Annotated in this window: 18 protein-coding genes; all 18 read right to left on the bottom strand. The window is 37.8% G+C overall.

The features are described from left to right. Positions 1–142 precede the first annotated feature (142 nt). Positions 143–2,614: a stage II sporulation protein E gene (gene spoIIE / locus BW724_RS22895; RefSeq protein WP_088077521.1), complete on the bottom strand. Its 2,472-nt coding sequence runs from the start codon at positions 2,612–2,614 to the stop codon at positions 143–145. Positions 2,615–3,236: 622 nt separating this feature from the next. Then, positions 3,237–3,653, bottom strand: coding sequence for a S1 domain-containing RNA-binding protein (locus BW724_RS22890; protein WP_088077519.1), 417 nt, complete (start codon positions 3,651–3,653; stop codon positions 3,237–3,239). Between the two features lie 75 nt (positions 3,654–3,728). Continuing rightward, positions 3,729–4,115: an FtsB family cell division protein gene (locus tag BW724_RS22885; RefSeq protein WP_088077517.1), complete on the bottom strand. Its 387-nt coding sequence runs from the start codon at positions 4,113–4,115 to the stop codon at positions 3,729–3,731. A gap of 12 nt (positions 4,116–4,127) precedes the next feature. Then, entirely contained in the window at positions 4,128–4,721 is a 594-nt protein-coding gene (gene yabQ / locus BW724_RS22880) for a spore cortex biosynthesis protein YabQ (RefSeq protein ID WP_088077515.1), read from the bottom strand. Then, on the bottom strand, positions 4,718–5,026 hold the full coding sequence (gene yabP / locus BW724_RS22875; protein ID WP_088077513.1) for a sporulation protein YabP: 309 nt from the start codon (positions 5,024–5,026) through the stop codon (positions 4,718–4,720). Before yabP ends, yabQ begins: the two co-directional genes overlap by 4 nt. Positions 5,027–5,172: 146 nt before the next feature. Beyond that, positions 5,173–5,442 carry an RNA-binding S4 domain-containing protein gene (locus BW724_RS22870; RefSeq protein WP_088077510.1) on the bottom strand — a complete coding sequence of 90 codons (270 nt, stop codon included), beginning with the start codon at positions 5,440–5,442 and terminating at the stop codon, positions 5,173–5,175. 17 nt (positions 5,443–5,459) lie between these two features. Beyond that, entirely contained in the window at positions 5,460–6,929 is a 1,470-nt protein-coding gene (mazG, locus tag BW724_RS22865; RefSeq protein ID WP_088077508.1) for a bifunctional methyltransferase/pyrophosphohydrolase YabN, read from the bottom strand. Between the two features lie 49 nt (positions 6,930–6,978). Then, positions 6,979–8,589 (bottom strand): putative polysaccharide biosynthesis protein, encoded by a 1,611-nt coding sequence (locus BW724_RS22860; RefSeq protein ID WP_088077506.1) that lies wholly within the window; start codon positions 8,587–8,589, stop codon positions 6,979–6,981. Then, the gene (locus BW724_RS22855; RefSeq protein ID WP_140355066.1) at positions 8,579–9,415 is read right to left on the bottom strand and encodes a hypothetical protein; all 837 of its coding nucleotides are present in this window, start codon (positions 9,413–9,415) and stop codon (positions 8,579–8,581) included. Before BW724_RS22855 ends, BW724_RS22860 begins: the two co-directional genes overlap by 11 nt. 209 nt (positions 9,416–9,624) lie before the next feature. Next, the gene (gene spoVT / locus BW724_RS22850; protein ID WP_088077502.1) at positions 9,625–10,164 is read right to left on the bottom strand and encodes a stage V sporulation protein T; all 540 of its coding nucleotides are present in this window, start codon (positions 10,162–10,164) and stop codon (positions 9,625–9,627) included. A gap of 212 nt (positions 10,165–10,376) precedes the next feature. After that, positions 10,377–13,928 (bottom strand): transcription-repair coupling factor, encoded by a 3,552-nt coding sequence (gene mfd / locus BW724_RS22845; RefSeq protein ID WP_088077500.1) that lies wholly within the window; start codon positions 13,926–13,928, stop codon positions 10,377–10,379. 187 nt (positions 13,929–14,115) lie between these two features. After that, on the bottom strand, positions 14,116–14,346 hold the full coding sequence (locus BW724_RS22840) for an anti-sigma-F factor Fin (protein ID WP_088077498.1): 231 nt from the start codon (positions 14,344–14,346) through the stop codon (positions 14,116–14,118). Between the two features lie 81 nt (positions 14,347–14,427). Continuing rightward, positions 14,428–14,985 (bottom strand): aminoacyl-tRNA hydrolase, encoded by a 558-nt coding sequence (pth, locus tag BW724_RS22835; protein WP_088078178.1) that lies wholly within the window; start codon positions 14,983–14,985, stop codon positions 14,428–14,430. A 138-nt stretch (positions 14,986–15,123) separates the two neighbouring features. Next, a complete protein-coding gene (locus BW724_RS22830) occupies positions 15,124–15,762 on the bottom strand; it encodes a 50S ribosomal protein L25/general stress protein Ctc (protein ID WP_088077496.1) in 639 nt (212 codons plus the stop codon). Positions 15,763–15,881: 119 nt separating this feature from the next. Further along, entirely contained in the window at positions 15,882–16,832 is a 951-nt protein-coding gene (locus BW724_RS22825; protein WP_088077494.1) for a ribose-phosphate diphosphokinase, read from the bottom strand. A gap of 70 nt (positions 16,833–16,902) precedes the next feature. Continuing rightward, complete coding sequence (glmU, locus tag BW724_RS22820; RefSeq protein WP_088077491.1) at positions 16,903–18,258, bottom strand: bifunctional UDP-N-acetylglucosamine diphosphorylase/glucosamine-1-phosphate N-acetyltransferase GlmU; 1,356 nt, start codon at positions 18,256–18,258, stop codon at positions 16,903–16,905. A gap of 189 nt (positions 18,259–18,447) precedes the next feature. Further along, a complete protein-coding gene (gene spoVG, locus BW724_RS22815; RefSeq protein ID WP_088077489.1) occupies positions 18,448–18,735 on the bottom strand; it encodes a septation regulator SpoVG in 288 nt (95 codons plus the stop codon). A gap of 156 nt (positions 18,736–18,891) precedes the next feature. Beyond that, complete coding sequence (purR, locus tag BW724_RS22810; protein ID WP_088077487.1) at positions 18,892–19,722, bottom strand: pur operon repressor; 831 nt, start codon at positions 19,720–19,722, stop codon at positions 18,892–18,894.

The following is a 19,722-nucleotide window of genomic DNA, read 5'->3' as shown; positions in this document are numbered from 1 at the left end:
ATGGACTTACACTCACACCAACTAGTATTACAATTTTCGTCCACCATGGTGCAAAGTAAAATACTTATATGCATACATGAATGGCTACCTTGAAATAATAACTTTGTGTTGGTGGTCGTTACAGTTTTTCGCTTAAATAATGTTATGCGTCTTTCTGTTTTGGTAATGATATGGAAGCCCATTTTGGTAAATGATGATCTAATCTTGCTACTACAACTGTCATATCATCATTTATTTCATTACCCGTTTCCCTGATAACCCGCTCCATTAATAAGTCTGCCACTTCTTGAGGATCATCTGTTTCTAATTCTTTAATGATTCGCTTCATCCACACATCATGATTTTCTACCGTTTTTGGAGCTTCATAAATACCATCACTCATCATAATGAGTAAGTCACCAGATTTAAGCTGTTCCGTGACTACATCAACATCCATATCATGAATAATACCAATCGGAAGATTCCCTGCCTCCACGGACTTCACATTTGTACCTCGCTTTATATAGCTTGGAATGGATCCAACTTTTAAGAACTTAACGAATCCTTCCTGTAAATCAATCATGGCTAAATCAAGTGTTGAGAAAACTTCTTCCTGTGAGCGTAGAGATAAGATAGAGTTAATAGATTTGATAGCTACCGTTTCTTCAATTCCAGACCTCAATATATTTTTCAATAATCCGATCGTTTCTTGACTCTCAATATGTGCTCTCGTGCCATTACCCATTCCATCACTAATGGCAATGGCATATTTACCAGCCCCTAGTTCCATTGTGGAATAACTATCACCTGACACAAGTTTCCCACCTTTTGCTGCATGGGCTACCCCTTCATTTACTTCAAACTTTTTCGTAGATCCGAATGTAACCCGTTGCTCATTACCCGTTAAAGTAGCAGGTTCTGTATGCTTAACAATAACCGTTTCTTGAAGTATGTCAGATAGTAGCGGCGCAACGATTTTTTCCCCTTCATTATACGTATTGCTAGACAATGTTATCTCTATATCAATATTTCCAGCTTCCAAGTTATAGACATCTACCATCTCCACATCTAACCCTGCACGCTGAATAGCTTCCGTTATTTCAGATTCTTGTTTTTCATGTTCTTGCTTTTCCCGTTGAATATCCTTTGCAAAATCCTCCATTACTTTAGATACACCTTTTAATTGATCTGCAACTAAACGTCGGCTTTCAATTAACTGTTGTTTAAGCTGCTGACTTGCGTGATGCTGATTCAACTCACTTTTCATCGCGTCGATCACACGTTCATCTATGATGCAATGTTGCCGCCACTCCACTTGTAACTGACGATTTGAAACACCACCATCTTGTTCGCACTCCCTCATCAACTGCTCCATTAACCCATATGTTTCCTGGAACTTTTTTGTCCAACATTGATGTTTTTTCATACAAGTTTGACATGTTTTTTCCGTTACTTTGCTTAAAAATAAGTCTACTTCCCTTTCTCGGTTTGATCTTTCCCCTGTAGCTTCTAGTAATGTAAAGCTTTTTGATAGACTTAAAAATAGATTAGAGAACTGTTCTACTTTTCCTGCCGTAACATCACGAACTTTCCGAATATATTGCTGTTGCTCCTGGGAGTGTTCCACCGTTCCGGGAATGTATTTTGACATATATTCAGTCCACTTTTTTGGAGTTAACATAAACAAAGAGACTGCAATAAGTGTTTCATACATGGAATACTGCATAGAAACCTGGTTATCTCCATACATACCCATCAGTAGAGTCCCAATGATTAAACCAATTCCAACAGATATTTTTTTACCTTCCTTTAAAAGACCCCCGAGTAATCCTGAAAAAGCTAGTAAACTCATATAAAATAAATTGGCTACGTTTGCCAGGCTTAGAATTAAGCCTGTTACAACCCCTACTGTTGACCCTATTGCAGCTCCGCCAATAAATGCGAATATCAACACGATATAACGAGCTACAATTTGTTCCACTGACAGTTGAAATACTAACCAACCAACAGTACCTGTCATAAGTGACGCCAATAGAATAACTAAACAAACTATCTCCTCATGCTTTAGTGTCATCTTTTTTCGTCTTTCAAACACTAATGGAAGGCTCTGTAAAAAGATAAGTGTAACTACCATCGCTAAACTTGCTTCCACCAGTGTTGTAAGAACGTTATACCAAGAATGACCATCTGTTATTAAGAAGCCTACATACCGTGCTGTGCCTGTAGCTAAAAAGACTATTATTGGAATGAATTTTTGTTCCTGTTTTAAATGATCAGCAAGCCCTTGAAATAGAAAGTACAGTAATATCGCAACGGTTGTATGCCCTGCAAATCCAATGGAAACTGTAGCAGATCCTGCAATCAAAGCAAGAGCAGCTATCAATGTATGGCTCCTTTTCACATGAAATATTACTGCTAGAAATGGAATAACAAATGGCAGTAAATGCAGTAAAATTACTGCTCGTCCTAACAGAAAACCTAGCCCAAGTATTACTAGTGTCTTTTTAAATGACTCTCCAGTCATTGACATGGAGTGTGGGGTGTCATGTTTTTCAGTTTTGTTTAATGGGGGTGATTCGTTCACAATCGTACCAGCTTGTCCATCAATTGCCTTTAAGGTTAATTTTTGAAACATTATTTGCACCACCTATTCACTCTTCTTGTCTCGTGGTAACATTATAAACATGTATTTGATTCAAATTTTGTCAAAAGAGGCATCTTATATAAAAAAACTCTTCGACGGGAATCTTCCTTAAATCACCAAAAAGTTGGGTATATTACAGAACCCTCTTAAAATAGATTCATAGAAATACATACCTTTCTTTAAAACAAAGAATAATTTTTAGCCTTAGAAACTTGCTATGATGGGAATTACCCCTTATTTCATAGTGGAAATTCTAAAAAGTGACAGATAGACGTAAACGGGGTAAATTGACGAAGAACCACGGAAGATTTTTGGTATAGTTTGATAATAGTGTACAAACCTAAAAGCATATAGTTAGAAAAGCGGAGACGCCTTGATCATCGGCCAAAAAACTGCACTGATCCGAGTGAGATAAAGGAAACACATCGAACGGAGTGAGTTGATGTTGACTTATCGTAGACGAGGTGAAGGAAGTTTCTTGGGCCGATAGGCGGTGGAGCTAGACAAAGAAAAGCGGAGACGCCTTGATCATCGACCAAAAAAATAAAACACTTGCTAATGTAAGCAAGTGTTGATTTAAATATCATATTAGATTCATTTACAGCAGCAAGAATTATCCTCTTTTGGAGCTTTTACCTCCGCGCTTAGATTCAGTATTGCGCTTTAATGATGCTAAACGCTCTTCACTATCTTTGAGGAAACGGTTCATTTTATCCTCAAAAGAAACGGCTCGTTGAGGTCTGTTATTACCGCCACGTGGTCCTTTTTTCTGTGGACGGCGTTCTGGTGGTGGGTTATCTTTCGCTTTTCTTATCGATAAGCCTATTTTCCCATCACTTTCAACATTTAATACTTTAACTTCAACTTCATCGCCAACTTTTAAAAATTCGTTAATATCTTTTACGTAGTTATCAGCTACTTCACTGATATGAACTAATCCAGTGGAACCACCAGGTAGTTCAACGAACGCTCCAAAATTTGTAATCCCAGTAACCTTTCCCTGTAACTTGCTGCCTACTTCAATGGACATGTAAAAAATGCTCCTCCTTAATAAATCTAAAAAGTTCATATATACATATATTATACCGAGACTAAAGAACTTGTGTCAATCAGAAGTCGTGGTGGAACGGGGAAGTTGAAATAAAGTCTCCCCAGGCTTGGTCAAAAAGAAGTCACGGCGGGCAATTTCCGCAATGTAATCTGGATCATGTAATAATTGGATTTCTTCTGACAAGTCCTTTTCTTCTTCCTGTAAAACTTCCAACTTGCTCTCCAATCTCGCTTTTTCTTCATTTAAATCTTCCAACAGAGAATGCTGATTATACATTGTAATACCAGTAAAGGCAACTAGAATAATGACTAGTAAACCAAACACCGTTAGCCGTCGCATTAAACCTTTTCTACGTCGTAACTTTTGCTCATGAAGAAGAACTTGACGGTCCATGTATTCTGATGTAATCCTGCGAATATTTTTCTTATGCCCTTTCTCCATTTGCAAACCCTCCTATTTTCGCCTAAACCAATGAAATAATTTCTTAAATTTTGTATTCACTTTCCCCACAAATGATTTAACTTTATTTATTGTGGATTGGAACGGGATTCCATAGGACTTAACGTATTTTTGACCGATCCAGCGAAACGGTGATAGTATTATTCGAATTAAAAAGTGTAAAATGCCCCAAATAGTGGTTAATACTATCATACTTAAGGATACGATTAGTTTCAATAACCATTTTAAAGGTTCATAAACTAGGACTTTTATCGTTCTGATCAAAATATTTATCATGTTACTAACAAATTGGATCATAACTTCTAATACACGGCGATATATTCTCTCTAATAAAGCCCGATAGATAGAATATCCTAGTAATATGGCTAGCAACAAATAAAACCGCACTTCTCCATTATTCACTTGAAGAAGCACGTAGAAAAATAGCAGTGCCTGCAATATCCAAAACAAGATATCATTGATAATTAATGACCATCGGAGACGCTTGGGGCTTTTTACAAACCTTCTATATGTATCAAAGGCAGCCCCTAGTACAATCCCCATTCCCGTACTGGCTAGTATGGATAAAAATTGAACATCTAACGTCACTTGAATAACTTCCCAAACAAGCCTTTAGACTTTTCATTGTGATGCTGGTCTAGGTAAACAAGGTCATCAATTCTCCCTTGAATTGATACATTACCTTGATCTACATCCAAGTTTTTCATTTGCAGGTTATGGCCACGAATAGACAAAAATCCCAATACTGTTTCTAGTAAAAACTCTTCATTATCAAAGCTTTCCACTTGCTTCACACCAGTAATGTCCAGTGTCTTACGCCCACGCATTGTAACATGATGTTCCTGTGCCTTTCTCCCTTGTCCACCCATTGTATAGTCATAGGAATGTTCCATATGCTTCCCCTCCTCAAAACGCTTTGCTAAATATCTATGAGGGGAAAACAAAAAATAGAACAAGCTATTTAGAAAAGGAAAAGCACCTATGGTTACAATAGGAGGGCGCTGAAACTAAACAATCATTTAAAAACGATCGTTTTTATTTAAAATCTCTCTTCTGGTATTCTCTCTTCTTTTATAACTGTATAGAATGTTGCTGCATCTTCTTTTCTTGCTGATTCTTCCAACCTATCCACTCTAACAACGATGTGCTTCTGACCGAATTGAATCGCTATTTCATCTCCAATTTTTACGTTTGCTCCAGCCTTTGCAGTTTGCCCATTGATCTGAACCCTACCTTGTTCTGCAACTTCCTTTGCCATTGTTCTACGCTTAATTATCCTTGATACTTTTAGAAATTTATCAATACGCATCTCTCATTCTCCTCCAATTACTCATTTTCCTTTGCCTCGTCCCAAAGTTGATCGAGGGTCTGTAATGATTGATCTTCTAATCTTAACCCTTGATCCCCTATCTTTTTTTCAATGTATTGAAAACGGCGGATAAATTTATCGTTTGTCTGCCTTAATGCTTCTTCTGGGTCCACCCCATGAAATCGAGCTAAGTTCACTAAAACAAAAAGGACGTCTCCTAATTCTTTCTCCGCAGACTTTTCATTTCCTTCTTTCATTTCATGAAGCCACTCTGAAATTTCTTCCTGTAGCTTCATCCACATTGGTGCCTCATCATCCCAATCGAACCCAACCTTCGCAGCCTTTTTTTGTATTTTTAACGCCCTTAATAAGCTAGGCATGGCATTGGGGATATCGGATAAAATAGAATATTCACTTTCCTTCACCTCACCATTCTTTTCTTTGCGCTTGATCTCTTCCCACTGAGAGATTACCTTATCTGCATCTTCCGCTTCTGCATTCCCGAATACATGAGGATGGCGACGAATCATTTTTTCCGTAATGTGAGCTATAATATCTTCTATCTGGAAGAGACCCTCGTCTTCTCCAATTTGAGCATGAAGCATTACCTGTAAGAGTACATCTCCCAGTTCTTCAGCTAAATGATCTTCGTCTCCTTCATCTATTGCATCCAAAACTTCATAAGTTTCTTCTAACAAATACTTTTTTAACGATTCATGTGTTTGTTCTTTATCCCATGGGCAACCATTTGGACCCCTTAGTATCATAATTACTTCACGCAACTTATCAAAGTCTCTGTATAATAGGGACTCCTCACTCACTGGCGGAACATACACTGCCGTTAAATTACTCAATTCGGCAGCTCGATCTAGTTCATATAAAGGTACATGTACTAAAGATTCGTCATTGCTTCCTGCAGCTGTGACAATGACTACTTCATAATCATCAGGATACTTTTCCATCAGTGTCAACTTTACTTCAGAGGCAATAAAACTATCGTATACTTGGGCAATAATAAGGTGTTGTCTCATTTGAATCTCATCACGCTTAAAGCTAGTGCCGTCCATTAATTGAAATCCTTCTATTGGATCAATCTTCAAAGCCGAAAACATAGGATCCAGAAAGCTTTGTCCACCTATCATTTTCAACTCAACTTCACCTTTTTTCTCCACCTGTATCAATTTTTGAACAGTCGATTCCGCCACAAGTGGATGACCAGGAACAGCATACAATACTGGCCCTTCCTCCGCAGCCATCAATAAAGTTTGTACAATCTCTTCGTAAACTTCATCAAACTGATCATGGGACTCGTATACGTGGTCAAAACTTTCAAAAGTTAATCCTTCGTCTGTTAACTGTTGAATGACTGGGTGATCCATTGTTCTTACTAAAACTTTATTTGCGTTTTTTAACTCTTTATATAATCCTAGTGGCAACTGATTAATATCACCAGCACCTAGTCCAACTATAGAAATTGGATGTCTCATTTTATCCCTTCCTATTCTTTTTGTATTTACCTGCCGTGAAAATAACCACTTATCTATATGGGAGTATTTTGGAGACCTTCGGCAGTTCCTCCCACTCCTTTTTTGTAAATAATCTGAAAAGCCAAATGGTAATGATAAATAAACAAGCCCCAAGTACTGCAGACGATAGGGAAAGGAGGGTATGTAATAAGCGGTTTAATTCTCCCCATTCCCTCACAATCAATTGTGTCATGCCCCATTGATACATCACAACCACAATCATCATGACAGCTAAAGAAACAATTGTTTTTATAAAAAACGAGTGGTTCCATTTCAACATTAGCTTTTTCCTAATTAATATTATAAATAATACCAAAGACATACAAACAAATGCAGTTGTCGAAGCTATTGCCGCTCCTTCAATACTATAAATGGGGATCAATAATATATTTAAAATGACCTTCAAAGCAATTCCAATAAGTAAGATCCCTGCTGCGTAACCTGCATTTCCAACAGCATGTAATAGTGCTGCCATTGTCATAAATAAAGCCGCAAATAGTACGGTTCCTGATAAAATCTGTAGAGAAGTAGTACCTTCAGCATTTCCAAATAGCATGGGGTTTAAATGGGGCATAATTGCAATGAGTCCGATCGTGGCAGCTGAACCAAAAACTAAACAGATTTTAATAGCCTGCTTAACTAGTGCTTGAAGGTGCTCTCTTCGGTTTAGTGCAACTGCCTTCGAAACATATGGAATTACTGCGTAAGAAAATACAGTCGTCACAACTGCACCCATTTGTACAATTGGCCATGCTCGGTCGTAAACTCCTTTTAGTTCAGCAGCGACCATTTGATTCATGCCATTTAACTCAAGGGTACGGTATATTGTAAAAGCATCAATTAATTGAAAAATAATTAAAGACATGGCACTTACAGATACAAAAAATCCCGCTGTGAATAACTCTTTCACATCTTTTTTCCAAGTCTGATGAAAATGGAAAATTCCCTGTACTCTCTCTTTTAAGAGCTTAGTAAGTGTTACATCCTTCTTCATTATAGCGACTAAAGTGATGAATCCTGCAATACCCCCAAGTAGTGCCCCTGCTCCTGCAGATATTCCTGCTAAGTATGGATCATATTTTATCAACACCCAAGCTACTGCAAGAATGGCAATCACACGAACAACTTGTTCAACAACTTGCGAAAAAGCTGTAGGTATCATGTTTTCTAACCCTTGATAATAGCCTCTACCAACAGCTAAAAAAGGGATCATAAAGAAAGGTAGTCCCATCCATCTAAGAGGTGTAGTTAAATTGGCGTCCCCCATCCATATGGAAATCGTTTCAGAAAAAATGATAATTCCAGCTCCAGCTGCAGCATGAATAATAAATAACCATATAAATAATACAGACAATCTGTCTCCTAAGTTAATGTTATCCTTGCTATTCCGCCAATCTGCCGTCATCTTCGCAATCACTAAAGGATAGCCGTATGTACTTAATACTAAAGCAATGCCATACAATGGATAAACTTGTTGATATACATAATAACCTAGATCCCCTGTCATGTTTTGATAAGGGACTTTATATAAAGCACTTAATACTTTTACAATTAGTGCGGCAAAGGATAAATAGAAAGCACCTTTTAACCATGAGCCAGTTTCGTTATTTTTAACCACCATGACACTCTCCCGTTATATTCCAATTCTTGATATTATAGCATACAAAAGTTCTAGGGCGATTGACGATTGGTGATTGATTGGCGATCAATCGGGAGTAGGCTTCTTTTGATTCTGCATTTTTTGAGACTGATACTTGCCCTTGATCTGGTATGAGATTTGGGTTTTTTCCGTTTTCATACCTGATCAGCCTTCGATCTGGTATGAGATTTTCATTTTTCTCCTTTTCATACCTGATCAGCCTTCGATCTGGTATGAGATTTTCATTTTTCTCCTTTTCATGCCTGATCAGCCTTCGATCTGGTATGAGATTTTCATTTTTCTCCTTTTCATGCCTGATCAGCCTTCGATCTGGTATGAGATTTTCATTTTTCTCCTTTTCATGCCTGATCAGCCTTCGATCTGGTATGAGATTTTCATTTTTCTCCTTTTCATGCCTGATCAGCCTTCGATCTGGTATGAGATTTTCATTTTTCTCCTTTTCATGCCTGATCAGCCTTCGATCTGGTATGAGATTTTCATTTTTCTCCTTTTCATGCCTGATCAGCCTTCGATCTGGTATGAGATTTTCATTTTTCTCCTTTTCATGCCTGATCAGCCTTCGATCTGGTATGAGATTTTCATTTTTCTCCTTTTCATGCCTGATCAGCCTTCGATCTGGTATGAGATTTTCATTTTTCTCCTTTTCATGCCTGATCAGCCTTCGATCTGGTATGAGATTTTCATTTTTCTCCTTTTCATACCTGATCAGCCTTCGATCTGGTATGAGATTTTCATTTTTCTCCTTTTCATACCTGATCAGCCCTTGATTAGGCTCAAATTTCTTCATTTTCATTTCCCACTTTTTTGAGCCTATTACCAATCCGTCCCCAAATAGACATCCACCATCATTAAGATCTCTATCTCTTTATCATTAGCAGTGAGGCACCCACCACCAACAACACCAACTAACAACAAAAAAGGAGAGGCACCTTTTAACAGTGCCTCTCAGTAGTATCATCTAACGGAACTAATAGATCCAGAAAGTATTGCCTTGCCCTATTGCTCCATCTGGCGTGCTAGGAAGCCTGCTGCAGTTTCTGCCAACTTCTTTTCAACATCTCCCATGCCATTAGAGTCCTTTGCAATTAATGTTACAGCCCCTATTGGGTCTCCATTTGCAATAATCGGTGCAATACAATAGCCATTTACTTGCTCTTTCGCATCGCCAACTAATTGGTATTCACCTGCTTGTCCTTCGATCATTGTCTTCCGTTCATTCATCGCTGTTTCAACAAGCTCTCCAATACCTTTATTGTGATATTCTTTTTTAGATCCTCCAGAAACCGCAATATATGTATCGCGGTCCGCAATTAAGACAGCGTGATTTAAGCTGTCATAAAGTGCTTCTGCGTACTCTTTTGCAAAATCACCTAACTCTGAGATAGGTGAGTACTTCTTTAAAATTACTTCTCCATCTCTGTCCACAAAAATTTCAAGTGGATCCCCTTCTCGGATCCTTAACGTGCGGCGAATTTCCTTTGGAATTACCACACGACCTAAATCATCAATACGTCTAACAATTCCAGTTGCTTTCATACTTACGCTGCCTCACTTTCCTTGTTGTAGTCACGTTGATGCTTTGATGCTTTTTTGCAAGTATTATTTAGCTGAATCTTGTCTTTATTATCCAACGAAAGCTGATAACTATTCACCATTTGATGAAGAAATTGTATGTCTCTGTGAAAAATTTCATGTTTCTATCTCCAAAAGGCTTGAAGTGTGGCTAGCTAGATGAACCTAAAATGGAATTATTTAGACGTAATTTCCTCATTTTGAACTTCGTCAAACTTTGAGAGTACCTCTTCTAAAATATTTAAATATTTTTTGTCGTCCAATGTCTTTCTCTTCAAATGAATGGTGATTTGATTACCTGTTGCAGACAGATTAAGTTTATTTGATAACTTATTAATGAGACTAAATAATTTAGAACCATCAATCGCTTTTGTTGTTTCCTCACTCAACACAATTTTACAAATATTATTTTTTTCTGAGATAGACTTAATACCTTCTTGTTGCGCATAGTGTTTAATTTTTGATACAGAAAATAAGTAATCTACCTGTTCAGGATAGTCCCCAAATCGATCAATCATTTCATTTTGCAAATCCAAAATGTCTCTTTGTGACTCTATACCCTTGAAGCGTTTATACATATCAATTTTTTGCTTAGAATCAGGGATAAATGACTCTGGGATATAGGCATCCACCTGAAGATCTAACTCCACCTCTGGAATTGGAGCCTTCTTTGGTTCTTCTGGGTTATTACTTCTTTCTTTTCTTTCGTCAATAGCTTCCTTAAGCATTTGAGAGTATAGATCAAACCCGACTGATGCAATGAAACCGTGCTGCTCTGCCCCTAATAAATTACCAGCTCCACGTATAGATAGATCCCTCATTGCAATTTTGAAGCCAGACCCTAGTTCTGTGAACTCTTTGATGGACTGGAGACGTTTCTCAGCTACCTCCGTTAACACCTTATCCCGCTGATGCGTAAAATAAGCATAGGCAACGCGATTCGAGCGTCCTACTCTTCCCCTGAGCTGATAGAGTTGAGATAACCCCATTTTATCTGCATTATTAATAATTAATGTATTTACATTCGGGATATCCACACCAGTTTCTATAATTGTCGTTGTAACTAGTACGTCCGTATTACCTTCCAAAAAGTCTAGCATAACAGTTTCTAGCTCATTTTCCGTCATCTTCCCGTGGGCAAAGTTTACACTTGCGTCTGGCACTAGCATGGATATTTTATCTGCCATCGTCTCAATATCCTCCACACGATTGTAAAGGAAGAAAACTTGGCCTCCTCGTGCCATCTCACGTTCAATTGCCTCTCTTACTAAAGCCTCGTTATATTCAACCACATAGGTTTGGACAGGAAAACGGTTTTCTGGTGGTGTTTCAATTACGGATAAATCCCTGACACCTAACATGGACATATGCAACGTTCTCGGTATTGGTGTTGCTGTTAAGGTTAAAACGTCCACATTTGCCTTTAGCTTCTTAATTTTCTCTTTATGTGTTACACCAAAACGTTGCTCTTCATCAACAATAAGTAAACCTAAATCTTTAAACTTAATATCCTTGGATAAAAGTCTATGGGTACCCACAACGATATCTACTGTTCCCCTGTTTAATCCATCGATAGTTGCATTCTGCTCTTTTCTAGTTTTGAAACGACTTAAAAGTCCTGAATTCACAGCGAAATCTTGAAATCTCTCCCTAATCGTTTCATAATGCTGCTGCGCTAGAATTGTCGTAGGTACAAGGAAAGCAACTTGCTTCCCATCCATGACAGCTTTAAAAGCTGCACGAAGAGCCACTTCTGTTTTTCCATAACCAACATCACCACATAATAAACGGTCCATTGGCCGCTCTCGTTCCATGTCTTTCTTAATTTCCTCAATAGCACGTATTTGGTCTTCTGTCTCCTGATATGGGAAGGACGACTCAAACTCTCGCTGCTCATGACCATCCTTAGAAAAGCTGTGCCCTACACTTGCTTCCCGTTCTGCGTATAATTTAATTAAGTCATCTGCAATATCTTGAACAGATGAACGCACCTTTTTCGTAACCTTCTTCCATTCATTCCCACCTAGTGCATACAGCTTTGGCTCTTTTTCTTCAGACCCAACATACTTTTGAACTTGGTCAATCTGCTCTACTGGAACATAGAGCTTATCATTTCCTGCATATGTGATATGCATATAGTCTTTATGGTTGCCAGCAACCTCTAACGTTTGGATCCCTAAGTATTTTCCAATTCCGTGATTCACGTGTACAACCCAGTCTCCAACCTTTAACTCGGAGTAATTCTTTATCCGCTCAGCGTTAGAGAGCTTTTGACGACGCTTAGGCTTTTTTGACTTTTTTGTAAAAACTTCTTCTTCTGTAATAATAATCATTCGTTGCATGGGTAATTCAAAGCCTGACATGATTTGGCCTGTTACAATTTGCGCTTGTCCCTTAGCAGGTGTTTGAGACTCATTAACAATAGCCGCTTCAATGTCATAATCTGCTAAAACTTGTTTCATTCTTTCTGCTCGGTCATGATCTGCACAGACAAATGTAATGGAATATTGGGCGTCCTTCCAACGATCCACTTCATTTTTAAGTAAGTTTAACTGACCATGAAAGTTTTGCATTGTTTTACTTTGTATATTGATAATGTTCTTCGGATTGGTGAATGGGACATGCCTTAAAAATAAACTTAAATAGAGCTTTGGTTGACTCATTTCTTGTAAAAGATCCTCTAGGGACTTTGATAATTCAAGCTTTGAGACGGTAGCCCCTTGAGATAGCATAGATGTATGCCACTCTGCTTCTTCCTTTTCTAAACTATTGGCCATTTCTTGAACCCTGCTAACTTCATCTATAAAAATCACACTATCATTTGGCATATAGTCTATTAACGTACTACGTTTTTCATAGAACAGGGACATATATTTATAAATGGAATCAAAGGCAGACTTCTCCCTAAGCCAGGTGATTTCTTGACCAACTTGTTCTGCCATTTTCTCTTTTATGGAGGAATCTTTTATATTCTTTAAGCTTTTTGCAAGAGCTTGTTCTAACTGATCTGCTCCGCGCTCGAAATGTTCTCCTAATAAAAGCACTTCTCTTGCTGGCCCAATGCGTATGCTTTTTATTTGAGATTTAGACCGTTGTGTTTCCACGTCAAAATAACGGATAGAATCTACTTCCGTATCAAAGAGTTCTATCCTAATCGGCATTTCCTCAGTTAGGGGGTAAATGTCAATAATTCCTCCACGAAGACTAAATTGTCCAGGTGTAGCCACCATATCCACCCGTTGGAAGCCCATTGTAACAAATTGTCCTAAACATTTATCAAGGTCTATGTCCTTGCCTAATTCAAAATCTAGTTGACTTTCTTCCCATAGATTAACTGGTGGAAGTATTCTTCTAATACCAGCCATTGGAGATATGATAATACCTTTTTCCCCTGTAACTAATTTATTTATTGCTTCAATTCGTTGTCCCCTCATTTCAGGACTAGCTACGGCAATTTCTGAAGCTATTAGCTCATTGACTGGATACAAATAAACGCTATCTTCTCCAATTAATGATGCTAGATCATCATAAAGCTTTTGAGCTTGAAATAAATTATGGGTAACAATTAACTGGGATCTCTGCGTTCTTTCAAAAATAGATGCAAGTAAAAGGGACCTAGCCGAGCCCGCTAAGCCTGATATCATTTGTTCAGATAAATTAGCTTCTATACCTTCGACGATGCTTGTCACATCATCTCCTTTAATGATGGAATCCATAAATCCTTTCACGGCGTTCTCCCCTCTAATATAAAAATCTATAAATCATTTATATAAGTATTCCTTTAGCACACAATGAGCTAATCTATATTCTATTTCATTTATTTCACAATTTATTATTCTTAATACTATATGTTATATTGCCTAAGCAACAGAAAAATGCTTTGGTACGGTGCACCAAAGCTTGTCGAAATACGTCTTAATGAAGGAATGATTCATAAACATGATAATCTGGGTTATCCCTTAGTGTATTTTCACATTCCTCACATATTACTTTTACTTGCAGATGACCCTGGGAGTCATACTCAATCATTTCCTGACGCTCTTCCTCAGATAGTTGATTAAACCCCAGTTGATGATCGTCTGCTTCATAATCACTTATTTTTCCGACGCTATTACGACAATGTTTACAATAGTAATGTATAGCCACTTACCTTCCCCCTCCATACTATGCAATCTATCCGTTAGATAGTATGGACTTTTACAGGAGGGCCTATGCATCATTGTAACATTAATTATATTGATTCATCACATTTTTAAAAGAAGATTTCGTCCAAGTTTCTACAGCTTCAACTGCTTTCTCGACAGCTCCATCAACTTCTACCCGTTCATCATTATGAAACTTGCCTAATACATAATCTGGTACAGCCTGCCCTTTTACTGGCCTTCCAATACCTACACGAATACGTTTAAACTCCTCTGTTCCTAATTGAGCAATAATAGACCTTATTCCATTATGGCCTCCATGACTTCCCTTTTCCCGTAGCCGTATTTTGCCCGGTGGTAGATCTAAATCATCATAAATTACTAATATATCTTCTTTATCTATTTTATAAAAATTCATAAGGGGAACAAGAGATTCTCCAGATAAATTCATATATGTAAGGGGCTTTAATAGAAATAATTTCTCATCCCCTACCCGTTTAAAGCCGTAGACACCTTTAAATTTAGATTGATCTAGCGGTATATTTAAACTTTCTTCCAACCTATCAATAACTTCAAAGCCAATATTATGACGTGTACCATCATATTTAGGCCCTGGATTCCCCAAACCAACAACTAACTTCAACGGTAGACCCTCACTTTCAAACGTGCTTTTTCTCTTAAATAATTTATCAAGAAAAATCTTCCTCATCTCCCCAGCTAGTATCACGTATAAAAGAGGTATAACCTGGACGGCTATACCTCTTGTCCTGATAGAAGCTTATTATTCTTCTTCATCTCCAGCACTTTCTTCTGCAACTGCCTCAGGTTCTTTTCCTTCAGGCTCGTCTCCAACTTCAGGCTCATTCTCCTGTTCTGTTGGTGGTAAAATGGAAACAATAGTCTCTTCAGGGTCGTTATTAATTGTAAAGTCCGATCCTGTATTTAAATCTTTGATTTGGAGATTATCATTTACGTCCAAATCTGAGACATCCACTTCAAATGACTCAGGAATATTACCTGGTAATGCTTTTACAGAAACCTCATGGGCAATTTGCTGTAGTACGCCGCCATTTTTAACTCCAACAGCTTCACCAACAATCTGTATAGGTACATCAGCATCTAATTCACTCTTCATATCGATTGCACAGAAATCAACATGCACTATTTCGTTTTTTAACGGGTGCTGTTGCATCTCATAAATCATAACATTTGTCTGTTGTCCATCTAGAGCTAATTTAAAAACACCTGTTTTACCATGATTCCTTAAAGTTTTTATGAGTTCCACTTCTTCTACTGAAACAGGTTTATTACCGAATGTCTTTCCGTAAACAACTCCTGGAACTCGTCCTTCATTACGGATTTTATTAAGTCTTGATCCTCTTAAATCTTCTCGTATTCTTGCTTCTAAAACTGCAGCCATGTTTATACACCTCATCATTTTTAGTTCTTATAATGGTTTTCCCAATTTTTAAGAATTTGAAACATGTTCTTTATAAACAAGCTGTATTTTATAATGACATGAACGCCGATTTAAAAGATTTAATTAAATAACTCACTAACAGAGCGCTGCTCATGAACATGAATAATGGCTTTACCTAATAATGGACCTACTGAAAGCTGTGTAATTTTATCAATACGCTTTTCTTCTGGTAATGGAATTGAATTTGTAACAACTAACTCTTTAATTTTCGAGTTTTTAATTCTTTCAATAGCAGGTCCAGAAAGCACTGGATGTGTACAACATGCGTAAACCTCTTTTGCACCATTCTCGATCATTGCATTAGCCGCAAGCGTAACAGTTCCTGCTGTATCGATAATATCATCAATTATTATAGCTGTTTTCCCTTCAATATTTCCGACAATATTCATTACCTCAGATACATTCGGCTTCGGACGACGCTTATCAATAATAGCAATTGGAGCTTTAAGACGGTCAGCCATTTTTCTAGCTCGTACTACGCCACCATGGTCTGGGGAAACAATGACGATATCATCTAAATTTTTATCCCTGAAGTAATCAGATAAAATCGGTACACCAACCAACTGGTCTACAGGGATATCAAAGAAACCTTGTATTTGAGTTGCATGTAGGTCAAGAGTAATAACTCTCGTTGCCCCAGCCGTTTCAAGTAGGTTTGCAACCAATTTAGCAGTAATTGGTTCCCTAGAGCGAGCTTTACGATCTTGTCGAGCATAACCATAATAAGGGATAACAACATTTATTGCATTTGCTGATGCTCTTTTTAGTGCATCAATCATAATGAGTAATTCCATAATATGTTCATTAGCCGGCTGGCAAGTAGATTGAATGATATAGATGTCACAACCACGGATACTCTCTTCAATATTTATTTGAACCTCTCCGTCACTAAAACGGTCAACTGATGTTTTTCCCATCTCAAGTCCGATATGGTCTGTTATTTCATGCGCTAAATCCTTATTAGAATTTAAGGTAAATACTTTCAAATTATCATCTTTATATCGAGCCATGGTATATAAACCCCTCCATCATTTCACAGTAAAAAAAGCGGCGACGCCCTTTTTATCAGTCCATTATCAATTATTTTTTCATGTAGCCTTCTTTGTTTGTTTGCCTTTCTCTAGCTATTGCAAGTGACTCACCTGGAACATCGTCCGTGATGGTGGAACCTGCTGCCACAAAAGCTCCCTTGCCAATAGTCACTGGTGCAATTAAATTAGAATTACAACCAATAAATGCCCCATCCTCTATTTTTGTTAGAAACTTATTTTTTCCGTCATAATTAACTGTAATGGATCCACAGCCTACATTCACATTATCTCCAATTTCTGCATCGCCTAAATAGCTCAAATGTGAAGCTTTACTTCCGACACCCATTGTCATTTTCTTTAATTCTACGAAATTGCCGACCCTAACATCAGTCCCTAAGACTGTTTGAGGTCTAATATGAGAGAAAGGTCCGATAGCAGCCCTACTTCCAACTTCACTATCATGAACAACTGACTGTTTTATATTGACCTCATCTCCAACTTTACTATTAACTATTTCTGAGTTAGGGCCAATTGTACAGCGCTCTCCTATAGTGGACTGATTGATGATACTACCTGGATAGACAACCGTGTCTTTACCAATTTTGGTATCTGCAGAAACATACGTATTAGCAGGGTCAATTAATGTAACCCCGTCCCTCATAAGTTGCTCATTTATCCTTAATTTCATTAATGATTCCGCTTTGCTTAATGCCACTCTATCATTTACCCCTATTGTTTCTGAAAACTCAGGTGTCTGATAAGCAGCAATTAATTCCCCTTTTTGCTTTAAGATTTCTAAGACATCAGGCAAGTAATATTCTCCTTGAACATTATCATTTCCAACCTGCTTTAATGCATCAAAAAGCATTTTATTATCAAAGCAATATGTCCCAGTATTGATTTCGTTCACTTTCAATTCTTCTTCTGAAGCATCTTTATGCTCAACAATTTTCTCTACTGCTCCCTGGCTATTACGTATAATTCTGCCATATCCGGTAGGGTCATCTGCTACGGCAGTTAAAACTGTTACTTTCGCTTCCATTGTTTCATGTTCTTTTATGAGTGCATTTATCGTTGCATCTGTAATTAATGGCGTATCTCCACATAAAACAACAGTTGTTCCTTCAAGGTCTCGCAACTGATCTTCAGCCTGCATGACAGCATGACCTGTACCTAGTTGTTCCTCTTGTAGAACGTAAGAAACACCCTTACCTAACTGTTCCTTAACCATTTCAGCCCCATGACCGACAACTGTGATTGTTTTCTCTACGTCAGACCCTTTTAACTGATCCACAACATGCTGAACCATTGGTTTACCGCACACTGGATGTAACACTTTATATAAGTCTGATTTCATACGTGTTCCCTTACCTGCGGCTAAAATTATTGCAAAACGCTTTTTCATATATAATAACCTCCACGGCTCATTTTCCATTACGAATATATCTTATATTGAAGCTCTTTTCAAGATGGGGAATAGATATCATATGACTGGTGAAGGAAAAAATGCGGGTATAATAGGTTAACAACCTAGTGTTAAACGCAAAAATAAACCTAGCCCATAGATTAAAAAGGCTAGGTCAGATTTAAAAAATTATGAAGCGCCTGCTTCTTCAAATTCCACTTCATCGCCTGCACGCTCGTACTCTGCTAAGACAGCTGTCTGAATTTTTTCCCGGGTTTTTGAAGAAATAGGATGTGCGATATCCCTGAATTCTCCGTCTGGAGTACGCTTGCTAGGCATTGCTACGAACATGCCATTGTTGCCGTCGATTACCCGAATGTCATGTACGACAAATTCATCATCGATGGTAATAGATGCGATTGCAAGCATACGACCTTCCGTATTAACACGGCGAAGTCTCACATCTGTTACTTCCATATCTGCCACCACCTTTATTCAATGAAATAAAAACTATTACAACAATTCTACAAATATTTGGGTAATCCTTCTTTTCTCCAGAAAAAAAGCAAAAAAATTCTGTATAATTTAATTATGTCATACATTTATCATTATGTGACAATCGCCACAAATTCTCTAGATTAGGTTTTCCGCTTCAAAATAGGTTCCCCGTTCTACTTTTAATGTTCGGGATTTCTCGTTCATTTGTGATAACTTAGTTAACGAAACATATTTATCTACTAACTTTTCTTCTTCATGAACAGCCTCTGTTAAAACCCCTACTCCTGCAACAGTAGATTGAAACTCAGCTACAAGATCCATCATGCCGCGAATCGTTCCCCCTGCTTTCATAAAATCATCAATGATCAATACATTAGATTTGGGCTTGAGACTTCTTCTTGCTAGGGACATGGTTTGAATTCGTTTTTTCGACCCTGACACATAATTAATACTAACAATCGAACCTTCTGTAATTCTATGCTCATGCCTTACGATGCTAACAGGTACATTTAAGTGACCTGCTACGGCATAAGCTAATGGAATACCTTTCGTTGCCATTGTCATCACTGCATCTACACCAGCAAATCGAAACCTTGATGCAAAAACCCTACCCAGATCTTGGATAAGCAACGGATCACCTATCACATCCATCATATAAATATATCCGCCTGGGAGTAGACGGTCTGGGTCTTCTAATCGCTCACTTAATTTGTCTATTAGTTTTCCAGTGTTCTCTTGATCCACAGTAGGGATAAAGGTAACCCCACCAGATGCCCCTGCAGCCGTCTCAATCGTTCCTACACTTCTGTCTTCAAAAACTTCTTTTATAATAGCAAGGTCTTCACTAATAGATGATTTTGCAGAATTATACACTTCTGAAAAATGCGTCAATGGAATCTGCTGATGTGGATGTGAAAGGAAATAATTCGTCATATCCACTAAACGACCACTTCTACGGTATTTCAT

The sequence above is a fragment of the Litchfieldia alkalitelluris genome (assembly GCF_002153425.1).
In the GTDB taxonomy this organism is placed as follows: domain Bacteria; phylum Bacillota; class Bacilli; order Bacillales; family Salisediminibacteriaceae; genus Evansella; species Evansella alkalicola.
The sequence above is the reverse complement of the archived record's forward strand: the minus strand, read 5'-3'. Positions and strand labels throughout refer to the sequence as shown.